The sequence below is a fragment of the Vibrio sp. NFR genome, from assembly GCF_027587095.1.
GTDB lineage: Bacteria > Pseudomonadota > Gammaproteobacteria > Enterobacterales > Vibrionaceae > Vibrio > Vibrio harveyi.
The window spans coordinates 71,801-86,919 of sequence record NZ_JAPPTN010000007.1; the positions used below are offsets into that span (position 1 = coordinate 71,801).

The following is a 15,119-nucleotide window of genomic DNA, read 5'->3' on the forward strand; positions in this document are numbered from 1 at the left end:
GGTTTAAATATTGTTAAATCGTGATTTGCTAGGTTATCTGATCAGTGAGATGGGGTTATTTTCAGAGTATATGACTGTCTTATTGATGTGATCTTGGTCAAATAAACTCTTTTTGATTATTAGGGCGTATCTCTGCGTTCGATACACCCTATAGACGATTTGGCGTCAAAACGATTCTTTAGAAGTGAAAGCCGTTAGAAGCGGAAGCTAAAGCCAATATTGGATTGAAATTGGTTCATCCAGTCGGTTTCAAACTTGATTACACAAGAAGAACCATCAGTAGGAAGCACGCATGCTCCTGAGGTGTCATTGTCAACAACGGTACCTAACCAACGAACTTGAGCGGTCAATGCAAAGTTTTTAGAAAATGTGTACTCAAGTCCTGCGAAAGCACTAGCTGAGAAACCGTATTTGTCATCCACCCAATCAGCATCAGCATATGAAGCACCCAATCCAAGCCCAACATAACTTTGCCAACCTGTCGCCACTGGATAGTAGATGCTGCTTTGAAACTGCAGATAATGGATGTCTGCTGAGTTGTTCACATCTTGTAGTTCAGAAGACTGATTCGAATAGAACAAACCTAAGCGACCCATTTCAAAAGGAGTCTCTACCGATAAAGCGTAGTTAATTGAAGGGTCAAGATCGTAGGTGCGATTGTTTTCATCTTCTACTTTGCCTCCTCCCGTGAAGCCAATGTAGGGAGTGACGATAACGTTTGCTTGAGCTGCCATAGAACAACCCAATAATACACTCCCAACTAGCCAGCCAATTTTATTGTTCATTTGCTATCTCCTTATTATGACTAAGCTAATTGTGATGCCTTAGTCAAAATCGTGCGACTAAATTAGGCAATTCTTGAACATAATTCACACTGGTGTTATTAATTTGTTACAACAAAAGGAGGTGTCTATGGAACACGATCTAAAATCAGCCCTACTCATCGTCGTTACGGTATTCGCAGTTTTACTCTCTTTTGGCATCATTGCGATTACGACGGCTTAAACTAACGGCATTACGCCTATGATACGCAACAGCGGTATTATCACTGATAGCCATGCTGAGCTCGACATTCAAGTGTATGATCAGTTTAGAAATGGCAAAACTGCCCTTGTCGCACAAGGAGGAGGGCAGAGAGGGATTTTTACCGCTGGTGTGCTAGACGCATTTCTTCTCTCTAATTTCGACCCATTCGACGAGTTCTATGGTACGTCTGCCGGAGCGCTTAACCTTTGTGCTTTCCTTTGCCGTCAGCATGGTATGGGTAAAGCCTTTATAACCGATCTGACCACGGCTCCCGAGTTCTTCCATCTGATCCGCTACATTCGTAAAAAACAGTACTTAGGTTTGGAGTGGGCGCTCGAACGTATTCAAGATTACCCTTATAAACTCGATCTGGATCTTGGTCGCTCTGCGCTAGGTCAAAGAGGAGCGTTTGCTGCGGTCACTAACGTCGATACGCTCTCAGACCACTACTTACCAATACTCGGTGGTGATTGGCTCAATACGATGGTGGCTACATGCGCTATTCCAAAACTGTATCAAGGTGCTGTAAATGTAAACGGGCAGCATTTTGTTGATGGCGGCGTTTCTGCATCGATTCCTGTTCAAGAAGCGTGGCGTAAAAATGCACGAAATATCATAGTGATCCGCACTGAGCCTTTCTCTGAATCGGAAGCCAAAGCGCAAAGTGAGCTTGGTGAAGAAGGGATCAAATGGTACCGAGAGTCCATAAACTCGGTTCAAGAATCTTGGCAAGATAAGGTCCATCAATGGAAGGAAGATTGGAGCAATTTCTTGCAGCAAAAAATTAACGCAGCACATCAATCTAAATTGTCTGGCAGAAAGTTATTAAATGGGGGGCGTTGGCTATTTGGAGCCGATAACCTCTATCGTTTGAGCCATTTGATTGGTGAGAATTTTGATTCTGGATTAGCAGACATGTTGATGATCCACTATCAAACCTTCGAGTTGACGCAAGCTTTCCTTAGCGCACCGCCTGACGATACTTTTATTTTGCAATTGGCGCCGAAAGAGGAGCTGCAATCCTCATCTCTTTTAAGTGACCCTGAAGCTCTTGAGCATGATTATCAGCTTGGTTTGCAAACCGGTTTTAACCTGATTCAGCTTTACGACAAATTAAATATGGAAGGGCGAGAGACAGCCTAGATAATAAAAAGGGCACCATTTCGGTGCCCTTGCTTATCAAGTGTTGAACTTATGCTGACAGGATTCGCATGCAGTTGGTTGAACCAACCACGTCCATAACATCACCTTGAGTGATGATCACCAAATCCCCTTCATCCAATAAGCCTTGTTCTTTTAACGTCACAATTGCATCGTGCGCGGTAGTTAGACCTGCGCCACCTTTTGAGTCAAAGTACACCGGAGTTACCCCACGATAAAGCGCAGCACGATTCAGTGTCGATTCGTTGCGTGATAACGCGAAAATAGGCAGACCAGAACTCAAACGAGACATCATGAGCGCAGTGCGACCAGATTCGGTCAAGGCAATCATCGCTTTTACGCCTTCCATGTGGTTAGCTGCGTACATAGTGGACATTGCGATGGTTTCTTCTGCGGTTGCAAAGGTGCGATCTAAGCGATACGTCGACAAGCTTGCTTCAGCCATCTTCTCTGCGCCCATACATACTTCTGCCATGGACTTGACAGTTTCTACTGGGAATTGACCTGCTGCCGTTTCTCCAGAAAGCATTACCGCATCTGTACCATCTAGCACGGCATTGGCAACGTCCATGACCTCTGCTCGGGTTGGCATCGGTGCCGCAATCATAGACTCCATCATTTGAGTCGCAGTAATCACGATGCGGTTTAAGCTGCGAGCACGACGGATGAGTTTTTTCTGCACGCCAACAAGCTCTGGGTCGCCAATTTCTACGCCCAAGTCGCCGCGAGCAACCATCACTACATCGGACGCAAGGATAATGTCATCAATCGACTCGCTAGTGGCTACCGTTTCTGCTCGTTCAACTTTGGCTACGAGTTTTGCTTCTAGACCTGCATCTCTTGCCAAACGGCGAGCATAGTGCATATCTTCGCCATTACGAGGGAAAGAAATCGCAAGGTAATCGACTTTGATTTTAGCGGCAGTGAGAATGTCCGCTTTGTCTTTCTCTGTTAATGCATCGGCAGATAAACCGCCACCTTTCTTGTTGATACCTTTGTTATTAGACAGAGGGCCACCAACGGTGACGCGTGTATGAACTTTATTCCCTTCGACACTAGTGACTTGCAGTTGAACACGTCCATCATCAAGGAGCAGGATATCGTTAGGTGAAACGTCTTGCGGTAGCTCTTTGTAATCCAAACCAACGGACTCTTGGTTTCCCTCACCTTTTGGTAAATCGCTGTCTAGTGTGAATTTGTCACCGACATCAAGATGAATTTTGCCATCTTTGAAGGTGGATACGCGGATTTTTGGACCTTGTAAATCACCAAGAATGGCAACTTGACGTCCTAGTTTTGCCGCAATAGCACGGACTTTTTGCGCGCGTTGAATATGATCGTCACTGGTACCGTGAGAGAAGTTCATACGGACGACATTTGCTCCAGCTTTGATGATCTCTTCAAGGACATTGTCTTTATCTGTTGAAGGGCCAAGCGTTGTAACAATTTTGGTTCTTCTTAATATGGAAGTCATAGATTCTCCGAAGAATGCAGGTGTAGGACTAGATAACTCGAATTCTATTCTCGCTAAGTATATGCACAGTATGCGCGGATTGTTGGCATTTAGGTCAAAGTGCTGAAAAAACATCAACACACAGGTGTTGTGACCTAATTTGATGAATAAAATAAGTTATTTTTCAAACAATTTAACAGGAGTCGATTTCTAGTTATTTGATTGAATACACAAACAAACATGTTTATACGTGATGCTTGTCACGGGGATTTATCAATTCACTTCACAATTACTTCGCAAAGTAAAAAAATTATCCCGTTATAGAATTTCGGAGTGCAAGATGTACATGGCTCAACCGGGCCATATTGATCATATCAAACAGGTCAATGCTGGTCGTGTATACAAACTAATTGACCTAAAGGGTCCAATATCTCGAATCGATTTATCCAAGCAAAGTGAGCTTGCGCCTGCGAGTATCACTAAGATCACTCGAGAATTGATTGAAGCCCACCTGATCCATGAAACAACGGTACAGGAAGCAACCAGTCGCGGTCGTCCTGCGGTGGGGTTACAGGTCAATAATGAAGGTTGGCAATTCTTGTCGATGCGTTTAGGTCGAGGCTACTTGACGATTGCACTGCACGAGCTTGGCGGTGACGTTCTTATCGATACCAAAATCGATATCCACGAACGTGACCAAGATGATGTGCTGGAACGTTTACTCTACGAAATTGATGAATTCTTCCAAACCTACGCCGATCAACTTGATCGTGTTACCAGTATTGCGATTACTCTGCCCGGTCTAGTGAACTCAGAGCAGGGTATCGTGTTGCAAATGCCGCATTACAATGTTGAGAACCTAGCGTTAGGTCCTGAAATATACAAAGCAACAGGCTTACCGGTTTTTATTGCCAACGATACGCGTGCATGGGCACTAGCAGAGAAACTGTTTGGTCATTCACAAGACAACGACAACTCGGTTCTTATCTCTATTCACCACGGCTTAGGCGCAGGTATTATCTTGGATGGTCGAGTGCTACAAGGTCGACACGGTAACATCGGTGAACTCGGTCATATCCAAATCGATCCGAATGGCAAGCGTTGCCATTGCGGCAATATTGGTTGCCTTGAAACCGTTGCCAGCTCACAAGCGATTCGAGAAGAGGTTGTGACTCGTATTGCTCAAGGTGAAGCTTCAGTTCTTGCTGAACAAGAAGAAATGAGCATTGAAAGTATCTGTGAGGCGGCTGCAAATGGCGACCCTCTGGCTGTTGATGTTATCGAGAAGCTTGGTCGTTACTTAGGCTCTGCCATTGCGATTGTTATTAACCTATTTAACCCAGAAAAGATCTTAATTGGTGGGGTGATCAACCAAGCGAAAGAGGTGCTTTATCCTGCTGTTCGTCGTTGTATTGAAGAACAAAGTTTGCCGGTTTACCACCAAGACCTTGAACTGGTGGAGTCTCGTTTCTATAAACAAGCGACCATGCCGGGAGCGGCTTTGATTAAGCAAGCACTGTACGACGGTCAGTTGTTGATGAAGGTGATTGAAGGTTAATTTTTCTGACATCAGAATAGGGCATTTACAGAGGGTGAACAGGAAGGTTCGCCCTTTTTTGATCATATGAGCAGAGAAAACTCGAATCTGAGCGCTGCTTCATTGCTATATCAATAGCATTAATGTAATTTTCGTAAGTATTGTAGAACACTCATAAAAAAGTATTACTTTGTTGTTCCAACACAGTTTTCTATAAAGAGTGAAAGGTAGTCGTTCAAAGTTAGGTAGTGGTATGTCCGGAGTGTTAAATACGGTTGATCAGCGTACAAATCTAGTAGGTGAAAACCGACTAGAGCTTTTGCTGTTCACGCTAAATAGTCGCCAGTTATTTGCGATTAACGTTTTTAAAGTGAAAGAGGTGATCAAACTGCCTCCGCTTACTAAGCTGCCAGGTTCTCACTATAACATTCGTGGTGTGGCATCTTTGCGTGGTGAAGCTGTGCCTGTGATTGATTTACGTTGCTCGATCGGTTTCCCTCCATTGCGTGGTGAAGTTGAAGAAGAGAACTTGATCATCACCGAGTACAACCGTTCTATTCAAGGTTTCCTTGTAGGACCGGTTCGCAACATCATCAATACTGCATGGACTGAGATTCAGCCGCCACCATCTACATCAGGACGCTCTAACTACCTAACTGCGATCACCCAAGTGAAAGATGGGGATTCATCTCAAATCGTTGAAATTATTGATGTAGAAAAAGTACTGGCTGAAATCGTTCATTATGACGTGACCATCTCTGACGGCATACTAGATCGAGAACTGGCTCAAGCGATGATTGGACAAAATGTCCTCATTGTTGATGATTCATCAACCGCGCGTAATCAGGTAAGAGACACCTTATCTCAGCTTGGTTTGAACATCATCGAATGTCGCGACGGTTTAGAAGCATTAACGGTTCTTAAACGTTGGTGTGATGAAGGCAAAGACATCGAAAAAGAATTGCTGATGATGATTACGGATGCGGAAATGCCAGAGATGGACGGGTATAGGCTGACTCATGAAGTGCGTTCTGATTCTAGAATGTCCAAGTTGTTTATCACCTTAAACACATCTTTAAGTGGTAGCTTCAACGAAGCCATGGTGCAAAAAGTGGGGTGTGATCGCTTTATTTCTAAGTTCCAGCCTGATCTTTTGGTTGAAGTCGCACAAGACAGAATGCGTCAAGTTTTATATACGTAGAATTAATCAGTGAGCCCTAAATTAATCCATAAGAATAGGTGATTAATTGAACGGTGATTGCTAAACTGTTTTACATATTTCTGAGAATGAAATATGTAAAGTATATCGCGTCACTTTTCACCTATGAGTCTATTTAGACTTATCAATATAGGGTACTTCCGTTTAATGATATGGTTAACATCGAAAGTCATCATGACTTTATCCTTGTTACTGTATAGGAAATACAAGACTAAGCGTACGGAAACGATGACTGAAGATTAATTCAGCAGAATCAAAAAGGGAGGCTTGACCTCCCTTTACTTTTTCGGTGCAATGCCTTTTCCTACCTCTAAAACATGATTGCTTAATGGAAGTCGCGTGATTTACTTTTCAGCTCAGCAAGATTGTGCGTGCAATCGATGAGCTTACCTGCGATCACGTGCGTGACTTCGCCTTCACGCTCTAAAATTCCTTTGACCATCAACACCTTTGAAGTGAGATAAGCTTGCTTTTGGGCGCGTGCTGTTGCTCGCCATACCACCACATTGATGTTGCCTGTATCGTCTTCCAAAGTGAAAAAGGTCACGCCAGCAGCGGTGCCGGGAGATTGTCTGCCTGTGACAACACCGACAACCGTCACTAAAGATTTATGCTCTTTTTCGACTAACTGCTTCATCCGAGTAAAACGCGGTAACTTACCAGCTTCTTCCAGCAACGTAATCGGATGGCGACTTAGTGATAGTCCGGTACTGGCATAATCTTCAACTAAGTTCTCGTATTCAGAAGGCTGAGCCTGGTGACTTACTATTGGCTCTTCCATGTGATGGAATAAAGGTAAGTCTGATAGTGAATCCATCGCTGCCCAGCGAGCGTTATAGCGATTACCTGAAAGGATTTGAAACGCATTAGCAGAAGCGAGTAACTCAATATCGCGGCGGTTTCTTAAGATTTGCTTCACCTCTTGGATAGCGCGATAGCCGGAGCTTGGTCGTCGTTCAACTAGCCGACAGGCGCTTTCCTGATTAAAGCCCTTTACTAAGCGAAAACCCAGTTGCACACCAAGGCGACCATTCGGACGTTTGACCAAATGGTGCTGATAGGAGGAATGATTGATGCAAACAGGCAGCACTTCAACACCGTGTCGGCGCGCATCTTGAATCAATTGTGAAGGGCTATAAAAGCCCATCGGTTGGCTATTGAGTAGGGCAGTATAGAACTCAGCAGGGTAGTAATATTTCAACCATGCAGAGCAGTAAGCTAGCACAGCAAAAGAGGCCGAGTGACTTTCCGGGAAACCATACTCACCAAAGCCGCAGATTTGGTCGAAGATGCGCTCAGCAAATTCCAAGTCATAGCCTCGCTCACGCATTCCGTCGATCAGCTTAGGTTTGAACTTGGCAAGATCGCCGTTCTTCTTCCATGCCGCCATTGCACGGCGTAATTGATCGGCTTCACCACCACTAAATCCTGCCGCTACCATCGCCAGTTTGATTACTTGTTCTTGGAAAATCGGCACGCCCATAGTGCGCTCTAGTACGCTTTTCACTTCTTCTGATGGATAGCTGATTGGCTCTTCACCATTTCGTCGTTTTAAAAACGGATGCACCATATCACCTTGAATTGGACCCGGGCGAACAATGGCAATTTGCACCACCAAGTCATAGTAACGCGCGGGTTTTAAACGCGGCAGCATGCTCATTTGCGCGCGAGACTCAATTTGGAACACACCAACGGTATCGGCTTTTTGGATCATACGATACACGTACGGATCGTCTTGCAATCGCGTGATCTCGGCAATCGACAGTGATCGCTGATGGTGTTTCTCGACCAATTGAAAGCATTTACGGATCGCGTTTAACATACCGAGCGCGAGGACGTCGACTTTCAGTAGTTTTAAACTTTCTAAATCATCTTTATCCCATTGAATAATGGTGCGATCTTCCATCGAAGCGTTCTCAACAGGCACCAGTTCGTACAAAGGGCCAGAAGAAATCACAAAGCCGCCAACGTGTTGGGATAAATGGCGCGGAAAGCCAATGATCTCGTTCACCAACTGGATAAACTGCTGACCTTTTAACGACTCTGGCTGCAATCCTAATTCGATGATTTGCGCTTGCCAACCTTGGCTGCGATCACGTCGATTAACGTTTTTGATGAAGAAATCCAATTGAGTCTCTTCAATCCCCAACGCTTTGCCTACTTCACGCACGGCACTTTTAAAGCGATAGCTGATAACGGTGGCTGCCAGAGCGGCACGCTCGCGCCCGTACTTTTTGTAAATATATTGAATGACTTCTTCACGGCGCTCGTGTTCAAAGTCGACATCAATGTCTGGCGGCTCTTTTCTTTCTCGGCTAATAAAGCGTTCGAACAGGACCGAGATTTGCCTAGGATCGACGGCAGTGATTTCTAAGCAGTAGCACACCACCGAGTTCGCTGCGGAACCTCGCCCTTGATAGAGAATGCCTTGTTGTTTAGCAAACATCACAATGTCGTGAATGGTGAGAAAGTAATAGTGATATTGCAGCTCTTCAATGAGTGTTAATTCATTCTCAATGGTTTGATGAATGTCTGAGGGTACGCCCTCAGGAAAACGTCGCTTTTTACCACGCTCGACCAACATACGTAGATAAGTAGTAGGAGTGTAACCGTCCGGAATCAGTTCTGTTGGGTATTCGTATTTCAGCTCTGAAAGCTTGAATGCGCACAAGCTCGCAATATGAGTGCTTTCTGCTAGCCATTCGGATTTGTAAATTCGAGACAATTTGTTCAATGGACGCAGTGCTCGCTCGGCATTGGATAAACGACCAAAGCCAAGCTTGTCGACGCTACAACTATCTTTTACGGCGGTTAAGACATGTTGCAATGGTAAGCGCTCAACCGCATGCATTAAGACGCCACCACAAGCGGTAATTGGTAATTCGAACTCGCTTGCCAGTAACTCACAGTGTGTGGTGTAGGCATTATCGTCGCTGTCTAAATGACGTTGAATCGCGACCCATAATCGATGAGCGTGGTGTTGTTGGAGCCAACGCCCCCAATAATGGTCGCTTTCTTGATGAGTAGGGAGCCACAGTACTAAACAGTGACGAATCGACATCAAGTCCCATTCAGACAATTGATAACTGCCTTTCTCGCTACGTCGCCTTGCATTAGTGATGATCCGGCACAGCTCTGCATAAGCTTTACGACAAGGACAAAGCAGCACCACTTGGCACTCATCATTGAGCCAAAACATGCTGCCGACAATTTGCTTGATGTCGAGTTTATGCTGCTCGATGGTCGTATGGGCTTTCACAATGCCCGCGACGGAGCACTCATCGGTGATTGCAATGGCTTGATAGCGATAAAACGCCGCCTGCAACACTAATTCTTCTGCATGAGAAGCGCCAGTGAGAAAGGAGAAGTTGGACTGACAAAACAGTTCTGCGTAACTCATAACGATCTAATAAAAATAACTGTCGATTTAACAAAAATAGCCATGGAGAAACCAATGTTTGTGCTGATCGCGAAATACCCATAACCAGCGACCTTGCTTGGTGTGCGCAATGTAATAATCACGCATGATCTCATCACCATCCCACCATCCAGAGACAATACGCTCAGGTCCATGTACTAGAGATATTTGCTCTTGTAGCGCGATAGGTGCGGGCAATTGCATCGCGGGGCGCAGTAGAGCAGGAACGGTGTTAATTGAGACATCTGGCTCATCGGCTGGGCGATATTGGCTGGCTTTCTCTGGTCTTGGATCGCAGGCAATATTGGGTTTGAGTATTGCGCTTTTGCCCAATTTAGCTTGCAGTAAAGAGAGCAGCTCTAATGCGTTCATTTGCCCTTTTTGCCCAGCAAAAAAATCGCGTGCAGAACTTAAAGGCTCACCTTGGCGTTCTACTTTTAACGTCAGACCGATAACAGGGCCGTTTAACGTGATGGATTCCAAACTCAAACTCGCGAGCTGTTGCCAACGTTGGCACAAGTAATCACCTTGTGCGGATGTGAGCGGAAGGTGCTGTGCTTGCTTGTCTCGCTGGTGGAGGGTTAAACAGAGTTCAAACGCGACTTTATCACGCAGCTTGAGAAAGGTTTCGAGCTGACGAAGCAACTTAGCTAGTGGCTTTTCAATCCATTGGACGTTTTCAATCTCAAACAGCAGTTCTAAATAAACTTGGAAGGATTCGGTAGGGTGATAAAAGTCGACAGGGTGCTTAAACTGTCCAGTCAGTCGGCCAACGTAGTTCACCAAATCAATATCGAATCGGCGTGCAATGTCTTGTAGTGGCAGTTCAAGTAAGCCTTGCAGTGTGGTGACGCCTACACGTTGTAACTTCTCTACAGTAGCGCTTGATAAATCTGTCAGTGTTAACGGTAGTGGCGATAAGGCTTGTTGTATGGCAGATTTGTCTTCGTTGATGACGTTCGTCCCTGCTAATGCCATCAATTTGGCAGAAAAAGGCGAAAAGCCACATCCGAATTGAAAACTCAGTTTCAGCTCCGATAAGTGAGCTCTGACTTTATTCCAATAGTTTTGGAGCCCTTCATACAGATTAAGCATTGGAGTTGCGCGCAGTAAAATACCTTGGTTTGGCATCAATACGACGTCAGATGTGATCAAATACAGCCATTGCGCAATTTCTTGTAACTTGCTCAATTCGGTTTGCGGATGATAAGGGTGCACTTGCAAATCTCGGCACAAAGAAGCCGCACTACCCAAGCCCATATTTGGTTTAATGCCTTGTTGCTCGGCAATCTCGTTGTATTGAATGATCCGACAACGTTGGCTTTCTACAATCACCACGGGTTGCTCTTGGTTATCGCCAAAGAGTGCGTCTAGCTGCAGGCGAGGGAAGTGCAAATAAATCCACAAAGCCATACCACTAACCTTGATTCGCCAATGGGAAATTGACCACAGTTGATGGAATGTGAGTCGTGGTTGGCATCACCAATTGTGGGTAGTGGTGTTGGAAATTGATGTCGACACTACCTTTGCTCCAACCGCCTTTTCGTTTGAGAACTTCCACGCTAACGCCTTGTCCATGACCTTGCAATTTCAGACTCAACGAAACAGGTAAAGACAAGCGGTTTGTCATATTAGGTTTGAGCATAAACAGAGGGCAAGATCCTTGCTCGCTCGCCACTTGCAGACGTTTTACTTGGTGGATCTCTAGTTCATCTTGCCATAGCAAAATGTTGGTACAAACACCGCTCTTGAGGCACTGCTCCGCTGCCCATAATGCATCGCGCTGATGTTCAGGCGTGACCACCCACACCTGGTTGATGTCTAGCCCAATGCCGTGTAGGAACAATGAATTCATCAATGCTGGTGGCTGAATGAATGCCGTGACTCCTGTCGAAAGGGATGCTTTTAAGTAAGGCGCAAGCAAACGCAGCTCGCCAATGCTGCCTATGGATTCCATTTCCACCACACCGTGAGGAGGAAAGCCGCCACCAAGCAGAGCATCTAGCTCCGGAAAACCAGAACTATTAAGGAACTGATGATCGTCAGCTTTGGTTAGATTTGCTTGCCAAACAAGATGCTGGCTTTTTAAGTGTTGGATGATGTCTTGCATAAATAAAATACCTGTATATATATACAGTATATTTCTGTGATGGAAAGTCGCAAGATTTTTATAGGCAGAAATACGAAAAAAGGCAGCATTTGCTGCCTTTTCAATCAATTATGTGAGGTAACCTAAGTGGGTTATTTACGCTTTGGTTGAGCGTCGATGCACTGACCGTTTACATCAGTGACTGCTGGGTCCATCAAGTGAAGGTAAAGCGGCATGATGTCCAGCGGTGTTTTTAACGTGTTTGCATCTTCACCTGGGTAGGCTTTTTCACGCATACGAGTACGAGTTGCACCAGGGTTAATTGCATTCACACGTATTGGTGTATCACTCAACTCATCAGCCAAGACTTGCATCATACCTTCTACAGCAAACTTAGAAATAGCGTATGGACCCCAGAAAGCACGACCAGAGTGACCAACGGTTGAAGAGGTAAAGACAATACGACCCGCTTCTGATTTACGCATGATCGGTAGTAGCGCCTGAGTCATCAGTACTTCCGCTTTCACGTTGATCTGCATGATGTCGTCGAAGTCTTCTTCATTGATTTGCTCAAACGGACACAGCGTGCTGAGAACACCGGCGTTGTGCAATAGACCATCCAAACGACCAAATTGACCTTCGATGGTTTCTGCCATGTCGATGTAGTGTTGCTTTGTTGCACCTTTTAGATCGAGTGGGATGATCGCTGGTTGAGGGTAGCCCGCAGACTCGATTTCATCGTAAATGGATTCAAGGTTTTGAACGTTTCGACCCAGTAGAATCACAGTCGCACCGTGCTGAGCGTAAGAAAGGGCGGCTTGGCGACCGATACCATTGCCTGCGCCAGTGACAAGAATGACTTTACCTTTTAGGGCATCTGCTGAAACGGAGTAGTTCACGGTAGTTAATCCTTATTATTGTATCTAGTTCCGACGTACAGGCTTCATGTTCGTTTGTGTAGAAATGCGCCTGTTTCTCAATGGAAAATCTTGGTAATCGTGACAAGTTGGTTACAATACACCAATTCATGTGTTATACCAATTCCAGAACGGTTGTCCGGTATGTTATTTGAACGCTATCAATCAGAACAAGAGGTTGCTGATTTTCTTGCCTTCTCTCTGATTTTTCTACGTAACATATTGATGGCTATCACTGGTATGAGATAGAGGAACTCTCATTGGAATTTTTATTAGATTACGGTCTGTTTTTGGCTAAGATTGTTACCGTTGTTGCAGCAGTAATTGTGCTGTTGATTATCGCAAAATCAGCGAGTGGTAAGTCGGGTGCAGCAAAAGGCGAATTGGAAGTTACCAACCTTTCTGAACGTCATAAAGATGCGGTAGAGCAGTTGGAGCATCACCTGCACGATGACGCTTTCATCAAAGCTCGTGATAAAGCAGTCAAGAAAGAAGAGAAAGAGAAGAACAAATCTCGCGAGAAAGAAATCAAACAAGCGAGCAAAGAAGGTTCTCTCGATAGCAAGCGCGAACCGCATCTGTTCGTGTTGGACTTCAACGGCAGCATTGATGCAAAAGAAGTAGGCTCGCTACGTGAAGAGATCACTGCAGTATTAGCTGTCGCTCGTGAAGGCGATGAGGTTTTGCTGCGTCTAGAGTCTGGCGGTGGCATGGTTCATGGTTATGGCTTGGCATCTTCTCAACTTGACCGAATCAAAGCAGCGGGTCTGCCTCTGACGATTTCTGTCGACAAAGTTGCAGCAAGTGGCGGTTACATGATGGCGTGTGTGGCAGACAAGATTGTCTCAGCTCCGTTTGCGATTGTGGGTTCTATCGGTGTTATCGCACAGATCCCTAACTTCAACAAACTGTTGAAAAAGCACGATATCGAGTACGAGCAGCTAACGGCTGGTGAGTACAAACGCACACTGACTATGTTTGGTGAGAACACTGACAAAGCGCGCGATAAGTTCAAGCAAGAACTTGAAGAAACACACGTACTATTTAAAGACTTCATCCGTGAGCGTCGCCCAGATCTAGAGCTTGAAAAAGTGGCAACGGGTGAGCACTGGTTTGGTACGCAAGCGAAAGAGCTAGGGCTGGTGGATGAAATCAGCACTTCCGACGATCTGGTTGTCGCTGCATGCAAGGAGAAAACCGTACTAGCAGTGCATTACGTGCAGAAGAAGAAACTGGCAGACAAGCTCGCTGGTGTTGCAGGTAAAGTGGCAGACAGTGTCGTGCTTAAACTTGCAGAGCGTGGTCAAAAACCGATTGTCTAATCGATAAGATAACGAGTGAAACTTAAAACGGCGAGAGTGAAAATTCTCGCCGTTTTTTATTGGAACTTTTCTCAATAGCATGAATCCAAGTGCGCGTTGGGTGTAATGCTTTACACGACATTTTTACTCGCTCCAAAAGGCAATTACCCGTATAATACGCGCCTCGAAAACCGAGCAAATTGCTGAAAAAGAAATTATAGGTGGAGAAGAACATGTCCTCTCAAACTCCGGTTGTTACCGTAGATGGACCTAGTGGTGCAGGTAAAGGCACTTTATGTATGTTGCTGGCGAAGAAGTTGGGCTTTCATCTTCTTGATTCTGGCGCAATTTATCGTGTACTTGCACTCGCAGCGATTCACCACGGCGTAGACACTGAGTCAGAAGATGCGCTTGTTCCACTTGCTACTCATCTAGACGTGCAGTTTGTTGCTGAAGGTGACCTAGTAAAAGTGATTCTAGAAGGCGAAGACGTCTCTGGTGAACTTCGTAAAGAAGAAACTGGGATGGCGGCGTCTAAAGTGGCAGCTTTGCCACGCGTTCGTGAAGCATTATTGCGTCGTCAGCGTGCATTTGAGACTGCTCCGGGTCTTGTTGCTGATGGTCGTGACATGGGTACGGTTGTATTCACGGGTGCACAAGCGAAAATTTTCCTTGATGCGAGCGCAGAAGAGCGAGCAAATCGACGCCTTAAACAGTTGCAAGATAAAGGGTTAGATGTTAGATTTGCTGACCTTTTGAGCGAGATCCAAGAGCGTGACGATCGAGATCGTAACCGCCCAGTGGCGCCACTACGCCCTGCAGAGGATGCGCTTGTGCTAGATTCTACGTCGATGACTATCGACGAAGTGGTAGAAAAGGCACTACAATATATCGAATCGAAGCTAGCTGAGTAATTACGCTCGGCTAGGCTAAGAGCGTCGGTCGCAAGGATGATGATTGGCGAATTTAATAACCCCATGCGGTAGGATACCCGTGGA

12 protein-coding genes are annotated in these 15,119 nt (G+C 45.4%); 6 read left to right on the top strand and 6 right to left on the bottom strand.

Going from position 1 to position 15,119, the window contains the following annotated elements:
* Positions 1-194: 194 nt before the first annotated feature.
* Positions 195-785 (bottom strand): outer membrane protein, encoded by a 591-nt coding sequence (locus OH463_RS14745; protein ID WP_017817853.1) that lies wholly within the window; start codon positions 783-785, stop codon positions 195-197.
* Positions 786-912: 127 nt separating this feature from the next.
* Between OH463_RS14745 and cydH the strand changes: the two genes are divergently transcribed.
* Entirely contained in the window at positions 913-1,005 is a 93-nt protein-coding gene (cydH, locus tag OH463_RS14750) for a cytochrome bd-I oxidase subunit CydH (RefSeq protein ID WP_005444835.1), read from the top strand.
* An 18-nt stretch (positions 1,006-1,023) separates the two neighbouring features.
* Positions 1,024-2,169 (top strand): patatin-like phospholipase family protein, encoded by a 1,146-nt coding sequence (locus tag OH463_RS14755; protein ID WP_269991530.1) that lies wholly within the window; start codon positions 1,024-1,026, stop codon positions 2,167-2,169.
* Positions 2,170-2,218: 49 nt separating this feature from the next.
* Here OH463_RS14755 and pyk read toward each other — a convergent pair whose 3' ends face one another.
* Positions 2,219-3,661, bottom strand: coding sequence for a pyruvate kinase (gene pyk / locus OH463_RS14760; RefSeq protein ID WP_005444839.1), 1,443 nt, complete (start codon positions 3,659-3,661; stop codon positions 2,219-2,221).
* A 319-nt stretch (positions 3,662-3,980) separates the two neighbouring features.
* Between pyk and mlc the strand changes: the two genes are divergently transcribed.
* Positions 3,981-5,198, top strand: coding sequence for a sugar metabolism global transcriptional regulator Mlc (gene mlc, locus OH463_RS14765; RefSeq protein WP_005444840.1), 1,218 nt, complete (start codon positions 3,981-3,983; stop codon positions 5,196-5,198).
* Between the two features lie 232 nt (positions 5,199-5,430).
* A complete protein-coding gene (locus OH463_RS14770; protein WP_005444843.1) occupies positions 5,431-6,378 on the top strand; it encodes a chemotaxis protein CheV in 948 nt (315 codons plus the stop codon).
* Between the two features lie 343 nt (positions 6,379-6,721).
* Here OH463_RS14770 and OH463_RS14775 read toward each other — a convergent pair whose 3' ends face one another.
* From OH463_RS14775 to OH463_RS14790, 4 genes are all read right to left on the bottom strand, one after another.
* Positions 6,722-9,796: an error-prone DNA polymerase gene (locus OH463_RS14775; protein WP_269991531.1), complete on the bottom strand. Its 3,075-nt coding sequence runs from the start codon at positions 9,794-9,796 to the stop codon at positions 6,722-6,724.
* A 27-nt stretch (positions 9,797-9,823) separates the two neighbouring features.
* The gene (locus tag OH463_RS14780; RefSeq protein ID WP_069687373.1) at positions 9,824-11,227 is read right to left on the bottom strand and encodes a Y-family DNA polymerase; all 1,404 of its coding nucleotides are present in this window, start codon (positions 11,225-11,227) and stop codon (positions 9,824-9,826) included.
* Positions 11,228-11,231: 4 nt separating this feature from the next.
* Positions 11,232-11,924 (bottom strand): translesion DNA synthesis-associated protein ImuA, encoded by a 693-nt coding sequence (gene imuA / locus OH463_RS14785; RefSeq protein ID WP_269991532.1) that lies wholly within the window; start codon positions 11,922-11,924, stop codon positions 11,232-11,234.
* 131 nt (positions 11,925-12,055) lie between these two features.
* Complete coding sequence (locus OH463_RS14790; protein ID WP_005444850.1) at positions 12,056-12,802, bottom strand: YciK family oxidoreductase; 747 nt, start codon at positions 12,800-12,802, stop codon at positions 12,056-12,058.
* Between the two features lie 278 nt (positions 12,803-13,080).
* On the opposite strand from OH463_RS14790, the gene sohB reads away from it, so the two are divergent.
* Both sohB and cmk read left to right on the top strand, forming a co-directional pair.
* Positions 13,081-14,142 (top strand): protease SohB, encoded by a 1,062-nt coding sequence (sohB, locus tag OH463_RS14795; RefSeq protein WP_005444853.1) that lies wholly within the window; start codon positions 13,081-13,083, stop codon positions 14,140-14,142.
* A 212-nt stretch (positions 14,143-14,354) separates the two neighbouring features.
* Positions 14,355-15,035 (top strand): (d)CMP kinase, encoded by a 681-nt coding sequence (cmk, locus tag OH463_RS14800; RefSeq protein ID WP_010449241.1) that lies wholly within the window; start codon positions 14,355-14,357, stop codon positions 15,033-15,035.
* Positions 15,036-15,119: the final 84 nt, after the last annotated feature.

Bases quoted from the DNA above. Each gene is read 5' to 3' on its own strand.
- pyk (WP_005444839.1), bottom strand. From the start codon at position 3,661: ATGACTTCCATATTAAGAAGAACCAAAATTGTTACAACGCTTGGCCCT.
- mlc (WP_005444840.1), top strand. From the start codon at position 3,981: ATGTACATGGCTCAACCGGGCCATATTGATCATATCAAACAGGTCAAT.
- OH463_RS14775 (WP_269991531.1), bottom strand. From the start codon at position 9,796: ATGAGTTACGCAGAACTGTTTTGTCAGTCCAACTTCTCCTTTCTCACT.
- imuA (WP_269991532.1), bottom strand. From the start codon at position 11,924: ATGCAAGACATCATCCAACACTTAAAAAGCCAGCATCTTGTTTGGCAA.
- OH463_RS14780 (WP_069687373.1), bottom strand. From the start codon at position 11,227: ATGGCTTTGTGGATTTATTTGCACTTCCCTCGCCTGCAGCTAGACGCA.
- OH463_RS14745 (WP_017817853.1), bottom strand. From the start codon at position 785: ATGAACAATAAAATTGGCTGGCTAGTTGGGAGTGTATTATTGGGTTGT.
- cmk (WP_010449241.1), top strand. From the start codon at position 14,355: ATGTCCTCTCAAACTCCGGTTGTTACCGTAGATGGACCTAGTGGTGCA.
- OH463_RS14755 (WP_269991530.1), top strand. From the start codon at position 1,024: ATGATACGCAACAGCGGTATTATCACTGATAGCCATGCTGAGCTCGAC.
- OH463_RS14770 (WP_005444843.1), top strand. From the start codon at position 5,431: ATGTCCGGAGTGTTAAATACGGTTGATCAGCGTACAAATCTAGTAGGT.
- cydH (WP_005444835.1), top strand. From the start codon at position 913: ATGGAACACGATCTAAAATCAGCCCTACTCATCGTCGTTACGGTATTC.